The sequence below is a fragment of the Cupriavidus gilardii genome, assembly GCF_013314895.1.
GTDB classification, from domain to species: Bacteria; Pseudomonadota; Gammaproteobacteria; order Burkholderiales; family Burkholderiaceae; genus Cupriavidus; species Cupriavidus gilardii_C.
In genome coordinates this window covers 37819-55968 of record NZ_JABTYE010000002.1, presented here as the reverse complement: position 1 = coordinate 55968, position 18150 = coordinate 37819, and the positions used below count along the sequence as shown (strand labels likewise).

Genomic DNA, 18150 nt, shown 5'->3' with positions numbered 1-18150 from the left:
GGCTCGGCGCTCCGCACGGCCCGCAGCGGGGCGTCGTTTACACTGTCGCCTTCGTTCTTTTTCCAAAGAGCGCGGTCCCTCCCGCGGGTCGTTCCCGCCGGCCGCCCGCCCGCCGTTTCCGCTTCATGTCCCAGCCGTCCCCCGCACCCCATCAGATCGATCTCGTCGTCTATCCCGGCTTCAAGGCCATGGAGGCGGTCGGGCCGATGACAGTGTTCGACTATGCGAACCTGCAGCTGGCCAGGCGCGGCCGGCCGCCGGCCTATCGCACGCGGATCGTCTCGACGCGCGTGGGCCCGGTGCGTTCGGACACGCTGATGACGCTGGAGGCCACCGCCCGGCTCGACACGGTGCTGCTGCCCGATACCGCGGTGATCGTCGGCGCGCGCGATATCGAAAGGGCGTTGCAGGAAGCGGACGAGATCGTGCCGTGGGCGCGCACGGTGGCGCCGCGCATCGGCCGGCTGGTGGCGCTGTGTTCGGGATCGTTCTTTCTGGCGGCCGCCGGCCTGCTCGACGGCAAGCGCGCAACCACGCACTGGAGCGTCGCGCCGCTGCTGAGGCAGCGCTTTCCCGCGGTGGCGGTCGATCCCGATGCGATCTTCGTGCGTCAGGGCAGGCTGTGGACTTCGGCGGGGGTCACGGCCGGCATCGACCTGGCGCTGGCCATCGTCGAGGAGGATCTGGGGCGCGAGATCGCGCTCGATCTGGCGCGCGAACTGGTGGTGTTCCTGAAGCGACCCGGCGGCCAGTCGCAATTCAGCGTGCATCTGGCCAGCCAGACCACCGGCCATGCCGGCGTCAGGCAGGTGCAGGACTGGATCCTGCGCGACCTGACCCGCGCCTTCACGATGAGCGAGATGGCCGCGCGGGCGGCGATGAGCGAGCGCAATTTCCGCCGGGTGTTTGTGCGCGAGACCGGCGCGAGTCCGACCGCCTTCATCGAATCGGCGCGGCTGGAGGCGGCGCGCCGGCTGCTGGAGCAGGGCGAACTGCCGCTGAAGGCCGTGGCCGCGCGCAGCGGCTTCGGGTCCGATGAAGCGCTGCGGCGCGCCTTCCTGCGCCATCTGGGCATCACGCCGCGCGACTATCGGCAGCGCTTCGGCGCGGCGGCGTAGGCCGCGTGTCGGGACTTCCCGCCCCGGCCGTTCCAGCCGATTGACGGGCGGCGCGTCCCTGCAGCCATTGCGCCGCGGCCAGCGAGGCGCACGACAGCACGATCAGCAGGCTCGCCGCCGCCGTGATGGTGGGACTGATCGATTCCCGCATACCGCTCCACATCTGCCGCGGCAAGGTTCGCTGCTCCGGTCCGGCCAGGAAGAGCGCAATCACGACTTCATCGAGCGACGTCACGAACGCGAACACCATGCCCGCCGCAATGCCCGGCGCGATGGCGGGCAGCATGACGCGCCGGAACGCCGTGAGCGGCCGCGCGCCCAGGCTGGCGGCAGCCCACATCAGCCTGTTGTCGAAGCGGGACAGCGTCGCGGTGACGGTGATGACCACGAACGGCGCGCCCAATGCGGTGTGGGCGACGATCAGACCGGCCAGGGAGTTCAGCAGGCCCAGTTGCGCGAAGACAGCGTAGAACCCCACCGCCGTGATGACGACGGGAACGACCATCGGCGCGACGAGTACGGCCATCAGGCCGGCACGCAGCGGGCACTGGCGCTGGCTCAGGCCAAGCGCCGCCAGCGTGCCGAGTACACCCGCGGCAAGCGTGCTGCCGACGGCCACGATCACGCTGTTCTTCAGCGCCAGCTGCCAGGCCTGCGAGCCGAGGAATTCGCTGTACCACCGCAGCGACCAGCCTGCCAGCGGATAGGTGAATGACGGCTCCGCATTGAACGACAGCGGGATGATCGACAGGATCGGCGCCAGCAGATAGATCAGGACGCCGGCGCAGTACAGCCGGAGCAGGAGAGACGAGGCAGGCATGGCAACGCGGGCGGGGTGGCGGTGGGGCGTGGCAGCGAGGTAGCAGCGAGGCGGGGTGCGGTCAACCGATCCGCAGGCGATCGACGCCCACGACCCGATGGAACACCGCGTAGAGCAGCACGATGGCGGCGAGCAGGATGGCGCTCAGTGCGGCCGCCATGCCCCAGTTGCTGACCTGGTTGGCGAAGTAGGCGATGTAGAAGCCCAGCATCTGGTCCTGCGTGCCGCCCACCAGCGAGGGCGTGATGTAGTACCCCAGCGCCAGGATGAACACCATCAGGGCCCCGGCGACGACTCCGGGCATGCTCAAGGGGAGGAAGACACGAAGAAAGGCCTGGCGAGGCGGCGCCCCGAGCGAAGCGGCAGCGCGCAGGTAATTGGCCGGTATGGCCTTCATGGCGCCATGCACGGGCAGGATCATGAACGGCAACAGGATATGGATCATCGCGATCAGCACGCCCGTCCGGTTGTAGATCAGCTCGGGCGGATGGCCTGGATCGATCAGGCCGGTCCAGGCCAGCAGCGTGTTCAGCACACCGTGGTTCTGCAGCACGACGGCCCATGCGGTAGTGCGCACCAGCAGCGAGGTCCAGAACGGCAGCAGCACGAGCAGCAGCAGGATCCGCGCCGTGCGGGGTCCGGCCTGGGTCATCAGATAGGCCAGCGGATAGCCGAGCAGCAGGCAGCCGACGGTCACGCTGAGGCTGACCGCCAGCGTCCGTCCAAGCACGTCGCGATAGATGGCGCTGTCGGGCTCGACGGCGACGATGGCGCCCGACGCCTCGCGGCGCAGATCGAGCGCGGCCAGCAGATAGTGATCGGTGAAGGGCGGCACGGCTCGCCGCAGCGCCTGCCAGATCGGGGCCTCGTCCCAGGCCGGGTCGATGCGGACCAACCGGCCCCGAGGCGAGGGCGCGTCGATGCCGTCCTGTTGTGCGATCGTCCGGGCCGTCCGGATCAGCAGCGACCGAGCGCCGGGCCGATACGTATTGAGCAGGCGCGCGACCGCTGCAACGTCTTCCCGCGAGCCGTTCTGCAGATCGTCTGCCAGGGCGGCGAAGGCGTTCTCATCGGGCAGCCCGGTGCCATCCCATGCGTGCAGTGCCTTGGCCGTGTGCGGCAGCACGCGGCCGATCTCGCGGTTGTCGACGCTTCGTACCAGCAGCGTCGCGACTGGCGCGACGAAGGTGGCAAGCAGAAACAGGGACAGGGGCGCCACCAGTGCCAGCGCCATCAGCTGGCGGCGCGGCGCGATGACCTCTCGGAATCGGCGGCGTCCGGCGCCGGCGATGACACCGGCCGCTTCGGCGTCGCGCAATGGAATCGACATCTGTGTCCCGTCAAGCGATGGATGGTATCCGGTGCGACCCGCCGCGTCAGCGCGCGAGCCACTGGTTGAAGCGCTCGGTCAGTTCCTGATCGTTGTCCGCCCAGAAGCGGGCCGACACCACGAACGCGTTCTTGCTGTTCTGCGGCGCGCTGGGCAGGTCCTTGAGAATGTCCGGCGACAACCGCTGTACCGCTGCCTTGGTGGTCGGCGCGTACCGCAGATAGGCGGGGTGCCTGCTCATGATGTCGGGCCGCGAGGCGAAGGCAATGAACTGCTGGGCCGCGGCCCGCTGCGGCGTGCCCCTGGGAATGGCCCACAGGTCGAAATCCATTGCCTGCCCGTCCCAGACGATCCTGAAGTTCTTGCCGTTGTTCTTCACCGCGTCGAAGACCCGGCCATTCCATGCGGTAGTCATCACGACCTGGCCGTCGGCCAGCAGCTGGACGGGCTGCGCGCCCGCGGTCCACCAGACCTTGACGTAAGGCTTGATCTCGTCGAGCTTGCGAAATGCCCGCGCGACGCCTTCCCTGGTGCCGAGTACCCGGTAGACATCGCGTGCCGGCACGCCATCGGCGATCAAGGCGAACTCGAGCGTCGTGCGCGGCGTCTTCTGCATGGCTCGCGGTCCCGGGAATTTTCTGACGTTCCAGAAGTCGGCCATGGTCGTCGGTCCGCCTGCGGGAAAACGGTCGGCGTTGTACGCGTAGATGGTCGAGTACAGCACCGTGCCGACCGCGCATTCCATGGCAGCACCCTCGACGAATGCTTGCTTGCCGCCGAGCTTGCTGTAGTCGATCTTCTCGAGCCAACCCTCCTCGCAACCCTGCAGCGCCTCGACCGGAAAGATGTCGACCACGTCCCAGGAGACATGACGGCTGTCGACCATCGCGCGGATCCGGGCGACCGAGCCGTCCCACTCGTCCTCGCGGACCGCGATGCCGGTGGCCTTCGCGAACGGCTCGAAGTAGACCTCGCGCTGGCTCTTGCTGTAGGCGCCGCCCCAGGACGCCACGGTCAGCGAAGGCTGGGCCGGCACGGCGGCGGCCCAGATCAGAAACGGCGCGACGGCACCGGCTTGCAGCAGGGATCGGATACGCATGGTCGAGAACGAAAGTACAGGGATGGTGTCGGGATGGTCGATCGTGCCGGGAAGTCTCGGCGTTCAATGCAGGGGCAGAGCGAGGCAGTGGTCCCGCATCCAGCCGATGGTGACGTTGCCGCCGGCGGCGAGGGGAGCGCCGGCGCCCTGCGTCGGCGCCTTGATCAGGACACCGCCCAGGCCGCAGCTGTCCACCCGCACCCGCAGGTGGTCGCCGCAGTAGACGACGCCGGCGATCTGCGCCGGAGCCGTGTTCCAGCCCGCGGCCGCTGCGGGTGCGATCACGATCTTCTCGGGACGCAGCGTCAGCGAGGCGGTCTGGCCCTCGCGCAAACCGGCACCGGCTCGCGCCTGTACCAGCGAACCGTCGGGCAGCCGCAGCGTGCAATGGCCGCCCTCGATGGCGGCGACCTGCGCGGTCAGGGCATTGTTCTCGCCGACGAAGCGCGCGACGAAGGCGTTCGCGGGGTTGTCGTAAAGGTCGGCTGGCGTGGCAAGCTGCTGCAGCACACCCTCGTTCATCACGCCGATCCGGTCGGACATCGTCAGCGCCTCCGCCTGGTCGTGCGTCACGTAGACCACAGTGATACCGACGCGGGCATGCAGCTGCTTGATTTCCCACTGCATCTGCTCGCGCAGCTGCTTGTCGAGCGCGCTCAGCGGTTCGTCCATCAGGATCAGGCTGGGGCGGTACACCAGCGCTCGCGCCAGCGCCACCCGTTGCTGCTGGCCGCCGGAAAGCTGTGCCGGCCGGCGATGGGCGTACGGCTGCAGGCGCACCATCTCCAGTGCCTCGCCGACGCGTTCGCGGATCTGGCGGTTCGCCAGATGGCGCATCTGCAGGGGGAAGGCGACGTTCTGCGCCACCGTCATATGGGGAAACAGCGCGTAGTTCTGGAACACCATGCCGATGTTGCGCCGGTGGGGCGGCACGCGGTCGATGCGTTCGCCGTCCAGATGAATCTCGCCGTGGGTCGGGGCCTCGAAGCCCGCCAGCATCATCAGGGTGGTGGTCTTGCCGCAGCCCGACGGGCCGAGCAGCGTCAGGAATTCGCCCTCGCGCACGCACAGGTCCAGTGCGCGGACGACGGCATGATTGCCGTCGTAAGCCTTGGAAACCGATGCGAACCTGATGAAATCCCCGCGTGCCATGTGCCGATCCCGTTGTCAGCAGGCATCACCGCGATGCCTGGTGCTGCCGAACGCGATCACGTCTCTGGCAGTTCTGATTCGCGGCGCATGTTGAGCGATCCCGCCTGGCGCGGCTATCGCATTCGGGATTCGGGCTTTAGATAACGCGAAGCGGCGCCGGGAGGGCGCCGCCCAGGTGCCCTCCCGCGGGTTGTCTATCGATCAGTTGCCCGGCGTGCCGGCGGCTCGCGGCGCCCCGTCGCCGAGCTGGCTGGCGTGATGGCGCAGATGGTCCTCCATCCACGTCGCGATGAAGTAATACCCGTGGTCGTAGCCCTGGTGCCGCCGCAGGGTCAGCGGCTGGCCGACCGCGGCGCACGCCGCTTCGAAGGCTTGCGGATGCAGCTGGTCGGCCAGGAATTTGTCCGCCAGCCCCTGATCGATCAGGATGCCGCCGGGGAAGGGCGCGCCGGCTTGCGCCTGCATCAGCGCGGTGGCGTCGTACTGCAGCCATTGCGCGCGGTCCTCGCCCAGATAGCGGCTGAAGGCCTTTTCGCCCCAGGGGCATTGCGACGGCGCCGCGATCGGCGCAAAGGCCGATACCGAGCGGAAGCGGTCGCGATGGCGCTGCGCCAGCACCAGCGCGCCGTGGCCGCCCATCGAATGGCCGAAGATGCCGATGCGCTCCGGGTCGGCGCCCAGTTCGCCGACCACCAGATCGTAGAGCTCGCCGGCGACATAGCTTTCCATGCGCCAGTGCGCGTTCCACGGTGCCTGCGTGGCATCCAGATAGAAGCCGGCACCGACCCCGAAGTCCCATTCGTCCGCCTCGCCGGCAATGCCGGTGTCGCGCGGACTGGTGTCGGGCGCGACCAGGATCAGCCCGAGCTGGGCGGCAAGCCGCTGCGCGCCGCCCTTGATCATGAAGGTCTCTTCGGTGCAGGTCAGGCCGGCCAGATAGAACAGCGCCGGCCGCGGCGTGCCGACGCCGGCCAGCGCCGCGGGCGGCAGGAACACCGAGAAGCGCATCGGCAAGCCGACCGCGGTCGATGCATGCCGGTAGAAGCGCTGCACGCCGCCGAAGCAGCCGTGCTCGGAGAGCAGTTCGAGCATGAGCGTTGCGCCTCCGGCCTCAGTACAGCACGACCGAACGGATCGACTCGCCGCGCTTCATCAGGTCGAAGCCCTCGTTGATCCGCTCCAGCGGCAGCGTATGCGTGATCAGGTCGTCGATATTGAGCTTGCCGTCCATATACCAGTCGACGATCTTCGGCACATCGGTGCGGCCGCGCGCGCCGCCGAACGCCGAGCCCTTCCACTCGCGGCCGGTCACCAGCTGGAACGGACGGGTCGAGATCTCGGCGCCGGCCTCGGCCACGCCGATGATGATCGACTTGCCCCAGCCCTTGTGGCAGCACTCCAGCGCCTGGCGCATGACCTTGGTGTTGCCGATGCATTCGAACGAGTAATCCGCGCCGCCGTCGGTCAGCTGCACGATATGGTCGACCACGTTCTCGACGTCGTTCGGATTGACGAAATGCGTCATGCCGAATTGCCGCGCCAGCGCCTCGCGATTCGGGTTGATGTCGACGCCGATGATCTTGTCGGCACCGACCATCTTGGCGCCCTGGATCACGTTCAGGCCGATGCCCCCCAGGCCGAACACCACCACATTGGCGCCGGCCTCGACCTTGGCCGTGAACAGCACCGCGCCCACGCCGGTGGTCACGCCGCAGCCGATATAGCAGACCTTGTCGAACGGCGCGTCGTCGCGGATCTTCGCCAGCGCGATCTCCGGCACCACGATGTGGTTGGCGAAGGTCGACGTGCCCATGTAGTGGAAGATCGGCTTGCCGTCGAGCGAGAAGCGCGAGGTGCCGTCCGGCATCAGGCCCTTGCCCTGCGTTGCGCGGATCGCCTGGCACAGATTGGTCTTGCGCGACAGGCAGAACTTGCACTGGCGGCATTCGGGCGTGTAAAGCGGAATCACATGGTCGCCGGGCTTCAGCGAGGTCACGCCGGGGCCGACCTCCGTGACCACGCCGGCGCCCTCATGGCCGAGGATGGCCGGGAAGATGCCCTCGGGGTCCGCGCCGGATAGCGTGTAGTAGTCGGTATGGCAGATGCCGGTGGCCTTGATCTCGACCAGCACCTCGCCGGCGCGCGGTCCGGCCAGATCGACTTCCTCGACGGTCAACGGGGCGCCTGCTTTCCAGGCGACGGCGGCTTTGGTTTTCATGGCGGCTTTCCTTCGGTGGCGCCGCGCGATGCGCGGCGACGATACGATCGATCGGTGGTTGACGGCCCGGCGGTGCCGGTGCCGCATGCCTGGCTGACACTGTACTGGCTGACACTGTAACGCCTGCGGCGTCGGGCGGGCGGAGCGGTCTGGCCCGCTTGGCCCCGCATGCCGCCATTTTGGCCGAATGCGAGGGCTAACGGCCCGGCATGCGAGTGGCAGGCCCGGCCGTGGAGGGGGCGGTCCGCAGCGGCATGTCGGCGGCCCCTTGATGACGCCGGCCCAGCCACCAGCCAAGCAAGCCCCAGACCAGGGCGAGCACGGCGCCGGCCACGGCCACCACCGCAGGATGGCAGGCCAGCGCATCGATGCCGGTCTTGACCCACGCGCTGACGGCATCGCCGGCGCGATAGACCATCGTGTCGATGACGTTCTTTGCCTTGTACTTGGTCTCGGCATCGACCACGGTGAACAGCATCTCGCGGCCGGGTCGCACCATCGCATACTCGCCGACGCGGCGCAGCACCATCACGCCGGCCAGCACGCCAAACACCGGCCAGATCGCCAGCAGCACGAAGCCGCCGGCCACCGCCAACGGCACCAGCGTCAGCAGCGCGGTGACGCCATAGCGCCGCGCCACCTGGCCGGAGAAGAACAGCTGGATCACGATGGTGGCCGCCTGCACGATCGCATCGATCGCGCTGAACACGCGGGTCTGTTCGGTGCGGCTGGGGAAGGTTTCGGCGACCAGCCGCGCCTGTTCGAAGTACAGGAAGGTGCTGGCGGTCGACAGCAGGATCACGAACAGCGCGATGCCGAGCAGATAGCGCGAGCGCGCGATCAGCGTCAGGCCGGCCAGCAGGCTGCCGCCGATCGGGTCGCGCGGATCGTCGCGTGCCGCGTCTGCATGGTGGACGGAGCCGGCACGCGCCGCGGCATCGCCCGGCGGGATGGTTCCGAGCGCAGCACCGGCCCCGGCCCGCGCCCGCCAGCGGAACAGCCACGCACAACCCGGCAGCGTCGCCGCCAGCAGCACGGCCGACAGCAGCATCAGCCCGGTCAGGCCGATGGGTTCGACCAGCCACCCCGACAGCAGCGGCCCGGCCAGCCCGCCGACGCTGGCGCCGGCCGCGATCACCGGGAACAGCCGGCGCGCCTGTTCGGGGCGGAACACGTCGGCCATCAGGCTCCAGGCCACCGACACCACGAACAGATTGAACACCGACAGCCACACATAGAACACGCGCGCCAGCCAGACATCGTCGGGCCGCGCCCGCGTGGCCAGCGCGAAGACCAGCAGATTGGCGATGAAGAACGCATAGACCCACGGCACGAAGCGCCGCCGCGGCAGCCGCGAGCTGACCAGGCCGTACAGCGGAATCGCGGCCAGCATCACGACGAATGTCGCGGTGAACAGCCATTGCAGGTTGCGCACGCCGCCGGCGATGCCCATCGTTTCCCGCACCGGCCGCAGCATGAAGTAGCTGGCGAACAGGCAGAAGAAGAACAAAAAAGCCGCGACCACGGCCGCGTGTTCGCCCGGACGGATGCCCAGGGCGCCGAGGCGGCCGGGGCTGGACGGCGGTGACGGAGCGGCGGCCATGCCGTATCGGTCCGGGTGCGTCGGGCGCTAGGCCAGCAGCGCGGCGATCTGCTCGCGCTGCTTCGCGTCCGGCATCCGGCCAAGCGCTGCACCGAGGTTGTCGCGCATATGGCGCGGATTCGAGGTGGCCGGAATCGCGGCGGTCACCGCCGGATGGCTGACGATGAATTTGAGAAAGAGCTGGCCCCAGCTGCTGCAATCGAGCTCGGCCGCCCACGGCGGCAGCGGCCGCCCTTGCACCGCGCGGAACAGGCGTCCGTCCTGGAACGGCCGATTGATCAGCACACCGATGCCGCGCTGCCGGCACAGCGGCAGCAGCCGGCGTTCGGCCTCGCGCTCGCCCAGCGAATAGTTGACCTGCACGAAATCGATTTTCTCGTTGCGCACGATCTGCTCGAGCCGGTCGTGCGCATCGGCGCGATAGTGCGTGACGCCGATATAGCGCGTCTTGCCCTGTTCCTGCAGGCGGCGCAGGAATCGCAGGTTCTCCTCCCAGTCGATCAGGTTGTGAACCTGCAGCAGGTCGACGGTGTCGCTGCCCAGCTCCTGCTGCGAGCGCGCCCATTGCGCCGGCGCGCCGCTGGCCGACGCCGAGATCTTGGTGGCGAGGAAGACCTGCTTGCGGCCATTGTGCAGGCGCAACAATTCGCCGGTCACCGCTTCCGCCGCACCATAGCTGGGCGCGGTATCGAGAACGGCGCCGGGGGTTTGCAGCAGCAGCGACATCACCTCGAACAGCGGGCCCTGCTGCAGGCCCTGGGTGCCGGCGTCGAAGGTGTCGGCGGTGCCGAGCCCGATCACGGGCAGCGTTTCGCGCGTGCCCGGGATGGCGCGCCGCAGCGGGGCCGCGCCTGCCGCAGCCGGCGCGGAAGCGGGGCCGGGCTGCGCCCCCACGGCGGACGTCAGCGTGCCCGCCAGCGCGGCGGAACAGGCAAGGAAGCGGCGACGATCGAAGGGCATGGCGACTCCTGTTGGCCGGCGATCATCCGGCCATTGTAGGCAAGGAGCGGCGGGTTGGTGGTGGGGGCAGCCGCATGGCGTCGGCAATGCGCATGGGTCCGGCAGGACGGGGAGAGGGCAGCGGCGTACGCCGCCGCGATGCCCCCGAAGGAAGCCGCCCAATCAGATGATGGTCGCCAGCCCCAGCGTCAGCAGCAGTGCCACCACCGAGATGATCGTCTCGCAGACGGTCCAGGTCTTGAAGGTCTGCGCCACGGTCATGTTGAAGTACTCCTTGACCAGCCAGAAGCCCGCATCGTTGACGTGCGACAGGATCAGCGAGCCGGCGCCGGTGGCCAGCACCAGCAGCTCGGGCCGCGTGCCCGGCACGCTGGCCGCGATCGGCGCGACGATGCCCGCCGCAGTGGTCATTGCCACGGTGGCCGAGCCGGTCGCGATGCGGATCATCACGGCGACCAGCCAGCCCAGCACCAGTACCGAGACGTTGGCACCGGTCGCGACCTGCACGATCGAGTTCGAGATGCCCGAGTCGCGCAGGATGCGGCCAAAGCCCCCGCCCGCGCCGACCACCAGCGTGATGATCGCGGTGGGCGCCACCGATTCGTTGGTGAAGCGCAGGATCGCCTCGCGATTGAAGCCGCGCGCCTTGCCGAAGGTGTAGAAGCTGACCAGCGCCGCGATCAGCAGCGCGATCACCGAATTGCCGATCAGCTTGAGGAAGTCGTTGGCCCAGGTCTTCGGCGTCGTCAGCAGGTCGGCGCTGCTGCCGATCAGCATCAGGATCACCGGCAGCAGGATGGTGAACACGGTGATGCCGAAGCCCGGCAGCGCCTGGGTCGGCGCGGCGTCGTCCGCTTCCTCGATGAACTGCTCGGCCAGCGGGTTGTCGGCCGGCAGCTTGATATAGCGGTCCATCAGCGTGGCGAAGATCGGTCCGGCGATCGCCGCGGTGGGAATACCGACGATCAGCGCATACAGGATGGTGCGGCCGATGTCGGCGCCATAGGCCGTCACCGCCAGCAGCGCCGCCGGATGCGGCGGGATCAGGCCGTGCACGACCGACAGGCCGGCCACCATCGGGATGCCGACCTTGACCATCGAGGTGCCGGTGCGCTGCGCGATATTGAAGGCGATCGGGATCAGCAGCACGAATCCGACCTCGAAGAACACCGGCAGGCCGACGATGAAGGCGATCGTCGCCATCGCCCAGTGCACGTGCTTCTCGCCGAAGAAATCGATCAGCGTGCGCGCGATGCGCTCGGCGCCGCCGGACTCGGCCATCATCTTGCCGAGCATCGTGCCCAGGCCCACCACCAGCGCGATATGGCCGAGCGTGCCGCCGACGCCGGCCTCGAACGATTTGACGATCTCGCCCATCGGCATGCCGACCGAGAAGCCGAGCAGCACCGAGACCACCACCAGCGTGATGAAGGGGTTCAGCTTGAATCGCGCGATCAGCACGACCAGCGCGATCACGGCGATCAGCGCATACAGCAACAGCGTGGTTCCGGTGACTGGGACCATGTTGTCTCCTTGGGGTGCGCGGGGCCGGTCGGCGCCGCGGCGGTATGAAAGAGGCCGCTGGCGCGGCCCGGTTGAAAAAAAGGAAGGGGGTGGCCGGAACCGGCCGAATCAGCCGCCCGGACGCTTGTAGGCGATGCAGTCGATCTCGACCTTGCAGTCGACCACCATGCTCGACTGCACGCAGGCGCGCGCCGGCGGATTGGCGCCGAAATACTGCTTGAAGATCTTGTTGAACGAGGCGAAGTCGCGCGCGTCGTCGAGCCAGACGCCGCATCGAACCACATGCTCGGGGCCGTAGCCGGCCTCGGCCAGGATCGCCAGCACGTTCCTGATGGCCTGGTGGGTCTGCGCGACGATGCCGCCGTCGACGACCTCGCCATCGACCATCGGCACCTGGCCGGACACATAGAGCCAGCCGTCGGCGGCGACCGCGCGCGCGAACGGCATGTGCTGACCACCGGTGCCGGTGCCGCCTTCGACGCCAAAGCGTTGGATATCCATGAAGACTCCTTGGAACGGGATGCTTGAAACGGGAATGCTTGAAACGGGGATAAAACTGGAAACGGAAACGGCAAGGACGGAGATCGCCGCAGCGCGCCGCTAGCTGTCCGTCATGACCGGCGAGCGCTCGCCGCGCGGCAGGAAGCGCCCGGCGCGCGCGCCGGTGGCGCGCCGCTGCGACCACGACAGCGTGCCGTTGACCCAGACCGCGGCGATACCCTCGGCAGGCTGCATCGGCTCGGTAAACGTGGCCGCGTCGCGAATCGTCGCGGCATCGAACAGCACCAGATCGGCCCAATGGCCTTCGCGTACGAAGCCGCGACCCGCGAGCCCGAAGCGCTCGGCCGACAGGCCGGTCATCTTGGCGATGGCGATGGTCAGCGGAAACAGCTCGCGGTCGCGCGAATAGTGGCCCAGCACGCGCGGAAACGCGCCCCACAGCCGCGGATGCGGCAGCGGGTCGTTGGGCAGGCCGTCCGAACCGATCACCGTGGCCGGATGGGCCAGGATGCGGTCGACGTCGGCGTCTTCCATGCAGTGATAGACCGCGCCCGCCGGCTGCAGGCGCCGCGCCGCCTCGTGCAGATCGACCTGCCATTCGGCCGCGATATCGGCGAGCAGGCGCCCGCCCATCTCGGGATGCGGCGTGGACCAGGTGACCATGATGTCGAAGTCGCCGGTGACCTGCTTCAGGTCCAGCGTCGACGAACTGGCGGTGTACGGATAGCAGTCGCAACCGACCGGCTGCCAGCGCTGCGCGGCATCGAGCGAGGCCAGCACCGCGCCGCTGCGGCCCCAGTTGCCCACGCCGGCGCATTTCAGGTGCGAGATCACGACCGGCACGCGCGCATGACGGCCGATGCGGAAGGCTTCGTCCATCGCGTCCAGGATCTCGGCGAATCCGCTGCGCAGATGCGTGGCGTACAGCGCGCCGGCACGCGCCAGCGGCTCGGCCAGCGCCAGCACTTCCTCGGTCGGCGCGGCGAAGGCGTTGGCGTAGGCCAGGCCCGTGGACAGTCCGAGCGCGCCGTGGTCCAGCGCCTCCTGCAATTGCGCGCGCATCGCCGCGATTTCGTCGGCGCTGGCGGCGCGGTCGAGCCGGTCCAGATGATTGCTGCGCAGCGCGGTGTGGCCGACCAGCGCGGCCACGTTGACCGCGGGCCGGCAGGCTTGCACCGCGGCCACATAGGCGGCGAAGCTCGGATACCGGAATGCGTCCGCATCGCCCAGCAGATTCATCGGATCGGGCGGCTCGCCGCGCAAGGCCACCGGTGCCGCGCTGATGCCGCAGTTGCCGACCACCACGGTGGTCACGCCCTGCGACAGCTTGGGTGTCATCTCGGGCTGGCGCACGACGTTGGTGTCATCGTGCGTATGGACGTCGATGAAGCCGGGCGCCAGCACGAGCCCATCGGCCTCGATGACCTCGGCTGCAGTGTTGGCGGGGATGCGTTCGCCAGCATCGTCGTCGGGATTGTCGTCAGGGCCGATATCGACGATGCGCGCGATGCGGCCGTGGCGCAGGCCGACATCGGCGACGCGCGCAGCGGCGCCCGAACCGTCGATCACGGTGGCGCCGCGGATCAGCGTGTCATAGGCGAAGGCGGTGTCCGAGTTCGCTGCCATGGTCAGTCTCCGAGCGGCTGACGGCTGTCGCGCAACGCCGCATTGCCGCGTTCGCTGCCGCCCCGATGCGCGTCCAGCACGTACTTGAGCCGCCGCAGCCGTTCCTGGCTGTCGTCCTGCTGCAACAGCGCCAGCCGCGTGGCCAGCACGTCCAGCACCAGCAACATCGCATAGCGCGACGCCGATGGCTTGAAGATGAAGTCGGTCTCCAGCGCGCGCACCGGCAGCAGCACGTCGGCGCGCGCGGCCAGCGGGGAGCCGAGCGCGGTCACCGCGATCACGCGCGCACCGTATTCGCGCGCGACATCGCAGCTGGCCAGCATCTCCGGCACGCTGCCGCTGACCGAGAAGGCCAGTACCACGTCGCCCTTGACCAGCGTGGCCGCGACCATCTGCTGCAGCAGCGCGTCCTGATAGCTGGCGACCGGCCTGCCCAGCCGCGCCAGGCGATAGCGCGCCTCGTCGGCCAGCCAGGTCGAGCCGCCACCCATGCCGAAAGCGTAGACCATGCGTGCGTCCTGCAACAGGCGAGCGGCGCGCTCGATCTGGGCCTCGTCGATCAGCCGGCGGTTGGCCTCCAGCACCGCGACCACGTCCTGATGCAGGCGATCGGTCAGCGACAGCGGGGCCGGCTCGGCGCCGGCGGCGTCGGACTCGTGCTGCAGGAAACGTTGGCCGACGGCGGTCGCGCGCGCCAGCCGCAGCTTCAGATCGCGCACGTCACGGCAGCCGAGCGCTTTCGCAAAGCGCGTCACGCTGGCCTCGCTGACGCCGGCCTTGCGCGCCAGCGCGTTGATGCTGGCCGAGGCCGCGCCGGCGACGTCTTCGAGGATCACCTGGGCGACCTTCTGCTCGGCCAGCCGCAGCGTGGGGCCGCGCTCGGCGATGCGGGTCAGGATGTCGAAGGTAGCGGGCATGGGCGTGAAGCTGGGCAAAGGCCGGGGTGTTTCTGGGTGCCGGCGGGGTGCCGGCGGGGTGCCGGCTGCCCGGCTCTGGCACCTGGTGAGTCGCCATCCGCGGCGTGTTACTTTATAACAAGGATGAAATATCGTAATTTCGCCGCTATCATTACGTCAATCGAAATTTGCGACGGGACGCTGCAGCGCGCGGCAAGGCGCGGCGGAACAAGGACTGGCATGCGTGAAATAAAGTACCAAAGCGGGATCATCGATCCGCTGAACAAGGCGCTGGGCAAGCTGGAGGTGCCGCTGCCGCCGGCCGAGGCGGCCACCGGCTGGCGCCTGCTCGACGAGGAACTGAGCCTGCCGGCCGCGGTGCTGTACGAATCCCGGCTGGCCCACAACCTCGCCTGGATGCGCCGATTCATGGACGAGTACGGCGTGAAGCTCGCGCCCCACGGCAAGACCACGATGGCGCCGAAGCTGTTCGCCCGGCAGCTCGAGGCCGGCGCCTGGGGTATCACGCTGGCCACCGCGCAGCAGACCGCCGCAGCGCACGCGCACGGCGTCAGGCGCGTGCTGATGGCGAACCAGCTGGTGGGCCGGCGCAATATGGAGATCGTGGCCGACCTGCTGCGCGATCCGGATTTCGAATTCTTCTGCCTGGTCGATTCGGCCGAGCTGGTCGATCAGCTTGGCGGCTTCTTCCGTGCACGCGGCCAGCGGCTGCGGGTGCTGCTCGAACTTGGCGTGGAGGGCGGGCGCACCGGCGTGCGCGACGCCGTGCAACAGCAGCAGGTACTGGATGCGCTGGGCCGCTGGCCCGATGCGCTGACGCTCGCGGGCGTGGAGATCTATGAGGGCGTGCTGCAGCAGGAAGCCGATATCCGTGCCTTCCTGCGCCGCACGGTCGCGGTCACGCGTGAACTCGCAAGGCAGGGCCGCTTTGGCGCGGGTCCCGAACGGCGCCCGGTGGTGCTGTCCGGCGCGGGCTCGGCCTGGTACGACGTGGTCGCGGAGGAATTCGCCGGCGCGGACATTGGTGCGCCGGTCGACATCGTGCTGCGGCCCGGCTGCTATCTGACGCATGACGTCGGCATCTACCGGCAGGCGCAGCAGCGCATCCTTGCCAGCAACCCGGTGGCACAGAAGATGCGAGAGGGGCTGCTGCCGGCCTTGCAGCTATGGGCCTATGTGCAGTCGATCCCCGAGCCGGACCGCGCCATCGTCGGCATGGGCAAGCGCGACGCGGCCTTCGATGCCGGCATGCCGATTCCCGCGCGGCACTTCCGCCCCGGTTCGGAGACAGCGCCGGGAACCGCAGCCGGGCCGTCGCCGTCCATACCTTCTCACTGGGAGATCACCGGCATGATGGATCAGCACGCCTATCTGCGGATCGCGCCGGGCGACGATGTGCGGGTCGGCGACATGATCGCGTTCGACATCTCGCATCCTTGCCTGACCTTCGACAAGTGGCGGCATATTCCGGTGCTGGACGACGAACTGCGCGTGGTCGATATCGTGCAGACCTTCTTCTGACGGCTTTTCACCATGAGCATCGATATCCTGGCCTTCGGCGAAGCGCTGGTCGAGTTCAACCAGCAGCCCGACGCGCCGGAGCGCTATCTGCAGGGCTTCGGCGGCGACACCTCCAACTTCTGCATTGCCGCCGCGCGGCACGGCGCGCAGACCGGCTTCATCAGTGCGGTCGGCGCCGACAGCTTCGGCGAGCGGCTGCTGGCGCTATGGACGCAGGAACGGGTCGATACCCGCCATGTCCGCACCGATCCGCAGGCGCCGACCGGGGTCTACTTCGTCAGCCACGACAACCACGGCCATCGCTTCGACTATCTGCGTGCGGGCTCGGCGGCGAGCCGCTACAGCCATGACGATCTGCCGCAGCAAGCCATCGCCGAGGCGCGCTATCTGCATCTGTCCGGCATCAGTCTGGCGATCAGCAACAGTGCCTGCGATGCCGGGCTGGCGGCGATGGAGCTGGCGCGCAAGGCTGGCGTCAAGGTCTCGCTCGACACCAATCTGCGGCTGCGGCTGTGGTCGCTGGCGCGGGCGCGGGGCATCATGCGCGAAGCGCTGGCGATGACCGATATCTGCCTGCCGAGCTGGGACGATGTCACGGTGCTGACCGGCCTGGACGACCGCGACGCGATCGTCGACCATCTGCTCGGCTGCGGCGTGCAGCTGGTCGCGCTCAAGCTCGGCGAAGAGGGCGCGTATGTCGCCACGCCCGATGCGCGCGCGCTCGTGCCGGCGTACCGCGTGCAGCCGCTGGACGCGACCGGCGCCGGCGATTGCTTCGGCGGCAGCTTTATCGCCCGGCTGTCGGCCGGCGACGAGCCGTTCGAGGCGGCGCGCTATGCCAATGTCGCCGCGGCGCTGTCGACCACCGGCTTTGGCGCTGTCGCGCCGATTCCGTCGGCGGAAACCGTGCTCGCGCGGCTGGCCGAGTCGGTCTCGGTGATCCGCTGATGATCCGCCGATGATCCGCTGATGATCCGCTGATGATCCCTGCAAATCCGCCGATGGCCTCCGTTCGCGTCGCCGCTACGGCGTGATGACGCTTCTCATTGATTCGTTACCACTTCGATCCTGAACACGCCATGCCAAGCCACTCTCCTTCGCTGATCGACCGCCTGGCCGGCGTGCCGGTCATCCCCGTGCTCGAGTTCCAGTCCGTCGACGAGGCGCTGCGCGTTTCCGAGGCACTGGTGGCCGGCGGCCTGCCGGTGCTCGAAATCACGCTGCGCACGCCGGTTGCCATCGAGGCGATGCGCGCGGTCTCGGCCGCCTTGCCGCAGGCCATTGTCGGCGCCGGTACCGTGCTCGACGTCGCGCAGCTGCATGCCGTGCGCGATGCCGGCGCGCAATTCGCGGTGTCGCCGGGGCTGACGCCGCGGCTCGCCGAAGGCGCACGCGATGCCGGCATTTCGCTGCTGCCAGGGGTGGCCACCGCCAGCGAGGCGATGGCCGCGCTCGAAGCCGGCTTTACCTTCCTGAAGTTCTTCCCGGCCGAGGCCGCCGGCGGCATGCCGATGCTGAAGTCGCTGAACGGCCCGCTGCCGCGGCTGCGCTTCTGCCCGACCGGCGGCATCGACGCGGCGCGCGCACCTGCCTATCTGGCGCTGCCGAACGTGGTTTGCGTCGGCGGCTCCTGGGTGGTGCCGAAGGACGCGGTCGCCAGCGGCGATTGGGGCCGCATCCGTTCGCTGGCCGCAGAGGCCGCGGCGCTGCGGCGCAGCTGAGCGCCGGCTCGATTCGCGCTGCATTGCAGCGCCCGGGGCG

At 68.8% G+C, this 18150-nt stretch carries 16 protein-coding genes; 4 read left to right on the top strand and 12 right to left on the bottom strand.

What is annotated here, in order from left to right; all coding sequences use genetic code 11:
- Window positions 1–125 precede the first annotated feature (125 nt).
- Window positions 126–1118, top strand: a complete 993-nt coding sequence (locus HTY53_RS02120; RefSeq protein ID WP_174104746.1) for a GlxA family transcriptional regulator — start codon at window positions 126–128, stop codon at window positions 1116–1118.
- Here the strand turns inward: HTY53_RS02120 and HTY53_RS02115 are convergent.
- From HTY53_RS02115 to HTY53_RS02060, 12 genes are all read right to left on the bottom strand, one after another.
- Window positions 1075–1938, bottom strand: a complete 864-nt coding sequence (locus tag HTY53_RS02115) for an ABC transporter permease (RefSeq protein WP_174104743.1) — start codon at window positions 1936–1938, stop codon at window positions 1075–1077. The two genes, HTY53_RS02120 and HTY53_RS02115, sit on opposite strands and share 44 nt — an antisense overlap.
- 61 nt (window positions 1939–1999) lie before the next feature.
- Window positions 2000–3268 carry an ABC transporter permease gene (locus tag HTY53_RS02110; protein ID WP_174104741.1) on the bottom strand — a complete coding sequence of 423 codons (1269 nt, stop codon included), beginning with the start codon at window positions 3266–3268 and terminating at the stop codon, window positions 2000–2002.
- Window positions 3269–3314: 46 nt separating this feature from the next.
- Window positions 3315–4367, bottom strand: coding sequence for an ABC transporter substrate-binding protein (locus tag HTY53_RS02105; protein WP_174104740.1), 1053 nt, complete (start codon window positions 4365–4367; stop codon window positions 3315–3317).
- A 63-nt stretch (window positions 4368–4430) separates the two neighbouring features.
- Window positions 4431–5519, bottom strand: a complete 1089-nt coding sequence (locus HTY53_RS02100; RefSeq protein ID WP_174104738.1) for an ABC transporter ATP-binding protein — start codon at window positions 5517–5519, stop codon at window positions 4431–4433.
- Window positions 5520–5720: 201 nt separating this feature from the next.
- Window positions 5721–6611 carry an S-formylglutathione hydrolase gene (gene fghA, locus HTY53_RS02095; protein WP_174104736.1) on the bottom strand — a complete coding sequence of 297 codons (891 nt, stop codon included), beginning with the start codon at window positions 6609–6611 and terminating at the stop codon, window positions 5721–5723.
- A 19-nt stretch (window positions 6612–6630) separates the two neighbouring features.
- Window positions 6631–7737 (bottom strand): S-(hydroxymethyl)glutathione dehydrogenase/class III alcohol dehydrogenase, encoded by a 1107-nt coding sequence (locus tag HTY53_RS02090; protein ID WP_174104734.1) that lies wholly within the window; start codon window positions 7735–7737, stop codon window positions 6631–6633.
- Between the two features lie 196 nt (window positions 7738–7933).
- Window positions 7934–9340 (bottom strand): NTP/NDP exchange transporter, encoded by a 1407-nt coding sequence (locus HTY53_RS02085; RefSeq protein WP_174104733.1) that lies wholly within the window; start codon window positions 9338–9340, stop codon window positions 7934–7936.
- 27 nt (window positions 9341–9367) lie between these two features.
- Window positions 9368–10300 (bottom strand): aldo/keto reductase, encoded by a 933-nt coding sequence (locus HTY53_RS02080; protein ID WP_174104731.1) that lies wholly within the window; start codon window positions 10298–10300, stop codon window positions 9368–9370.
- Between the two features lie 162 nt (window positions 10301–10462).
- The gene (locus tag HTY53_RS02075) at window positions 10463–11824 is read right to left on the bottom strand and encodes a GntP family permease (protein WP_174104729.1); all 1362 of its coding nucleotides are present in this window, start codon (window positions 11822–11824) and stop codon (window positions 10463–10465) included.
- Window positions 11825–11932: 108 nt separating this feature from the next.
- Complete coding sequence (locus HTY53_RS02070) at window positions 11933–12325, bottom strand: RidA family protein (RefSeq protein ID WP_006579898.1); 393 nt, start codon at window positions 12323–12325, stop codon at window positions 11933–11935.
- 99 nt (window positions 12326–12424) lie between these two features.
- Entirely contained in the window at window positions 12425–13951 is a 1527-nt protein-coding gene (locus HTY53_RS02065; protein WP_174104727.1) for an N-acyl-D-amino-acid deacylase family protein, read from the bottom strand.
- A 2-nt stretch (window positions 13952–13953) separates the two neighbouring features.
- Window positions 13954–14868, bottom strand: coding sequence for a MurR/RpiR family transcriptional regulator (locus tag HTY53_RS02060; protein ID WP_174104725.1), 915 nt, complete (start codon window positions 14866–14868; stop codon window positions 13954–13956).
- Window positions 14869–15087: 219 nt separating this feature from the next.
- On the opposite strand from HTY53_RS02060, the gene HTY53_RS02055 reads away from it, so the two are divergent.
- The 3 genes from HTY53_RS02055 (at window position 15088) to eda (ending at window position 18110) form a co-directional block, all read left to right on the top strand.
- Window positions 15088–16389, top strand: coding sequence for an amino acid deaminase (locus HTY53_RS02055; protein WP_174104723.1), 1302 nt, complete (start codon window positions 15088–15090; stop codon window positions 16387–16389).
- Window positions 16390–16401: 12 nt separating this feature from the next.
- The gene (locus tag HTY53_RS02050; RefSeq protein WP_174104721.1) at window positions 16402–17337 is read left to right on the top strand and encodes a sugar kinase; all 936 of its coding nucleotides are present in this window, start codon (window positions 16402–16404) and stop codon (window positions 17335–17337) included.
- A 131-nt stretch (window positions 17338–17468) separates the two neighbouring features.
- Window positions 17469–18110 carry a bifunctional 4-hydroxy-2-oxoglutarate aldolase/2-dehydro-3-deoxy-phosphogluconate aldolase gene (eda, locus tag HTY53_RS02045; RefSeq protein WP_174104720.1) on the top strand — a complete coding sequence of 214 codons (642 nt, stop codon included), beginning with the start codon at window positions 17469–17471 and terminating at the stop codon, window positions 18108–18110.
- The last annotated feature ends 40 nt before the right edge of the window (window positions 18111–18150 follow it).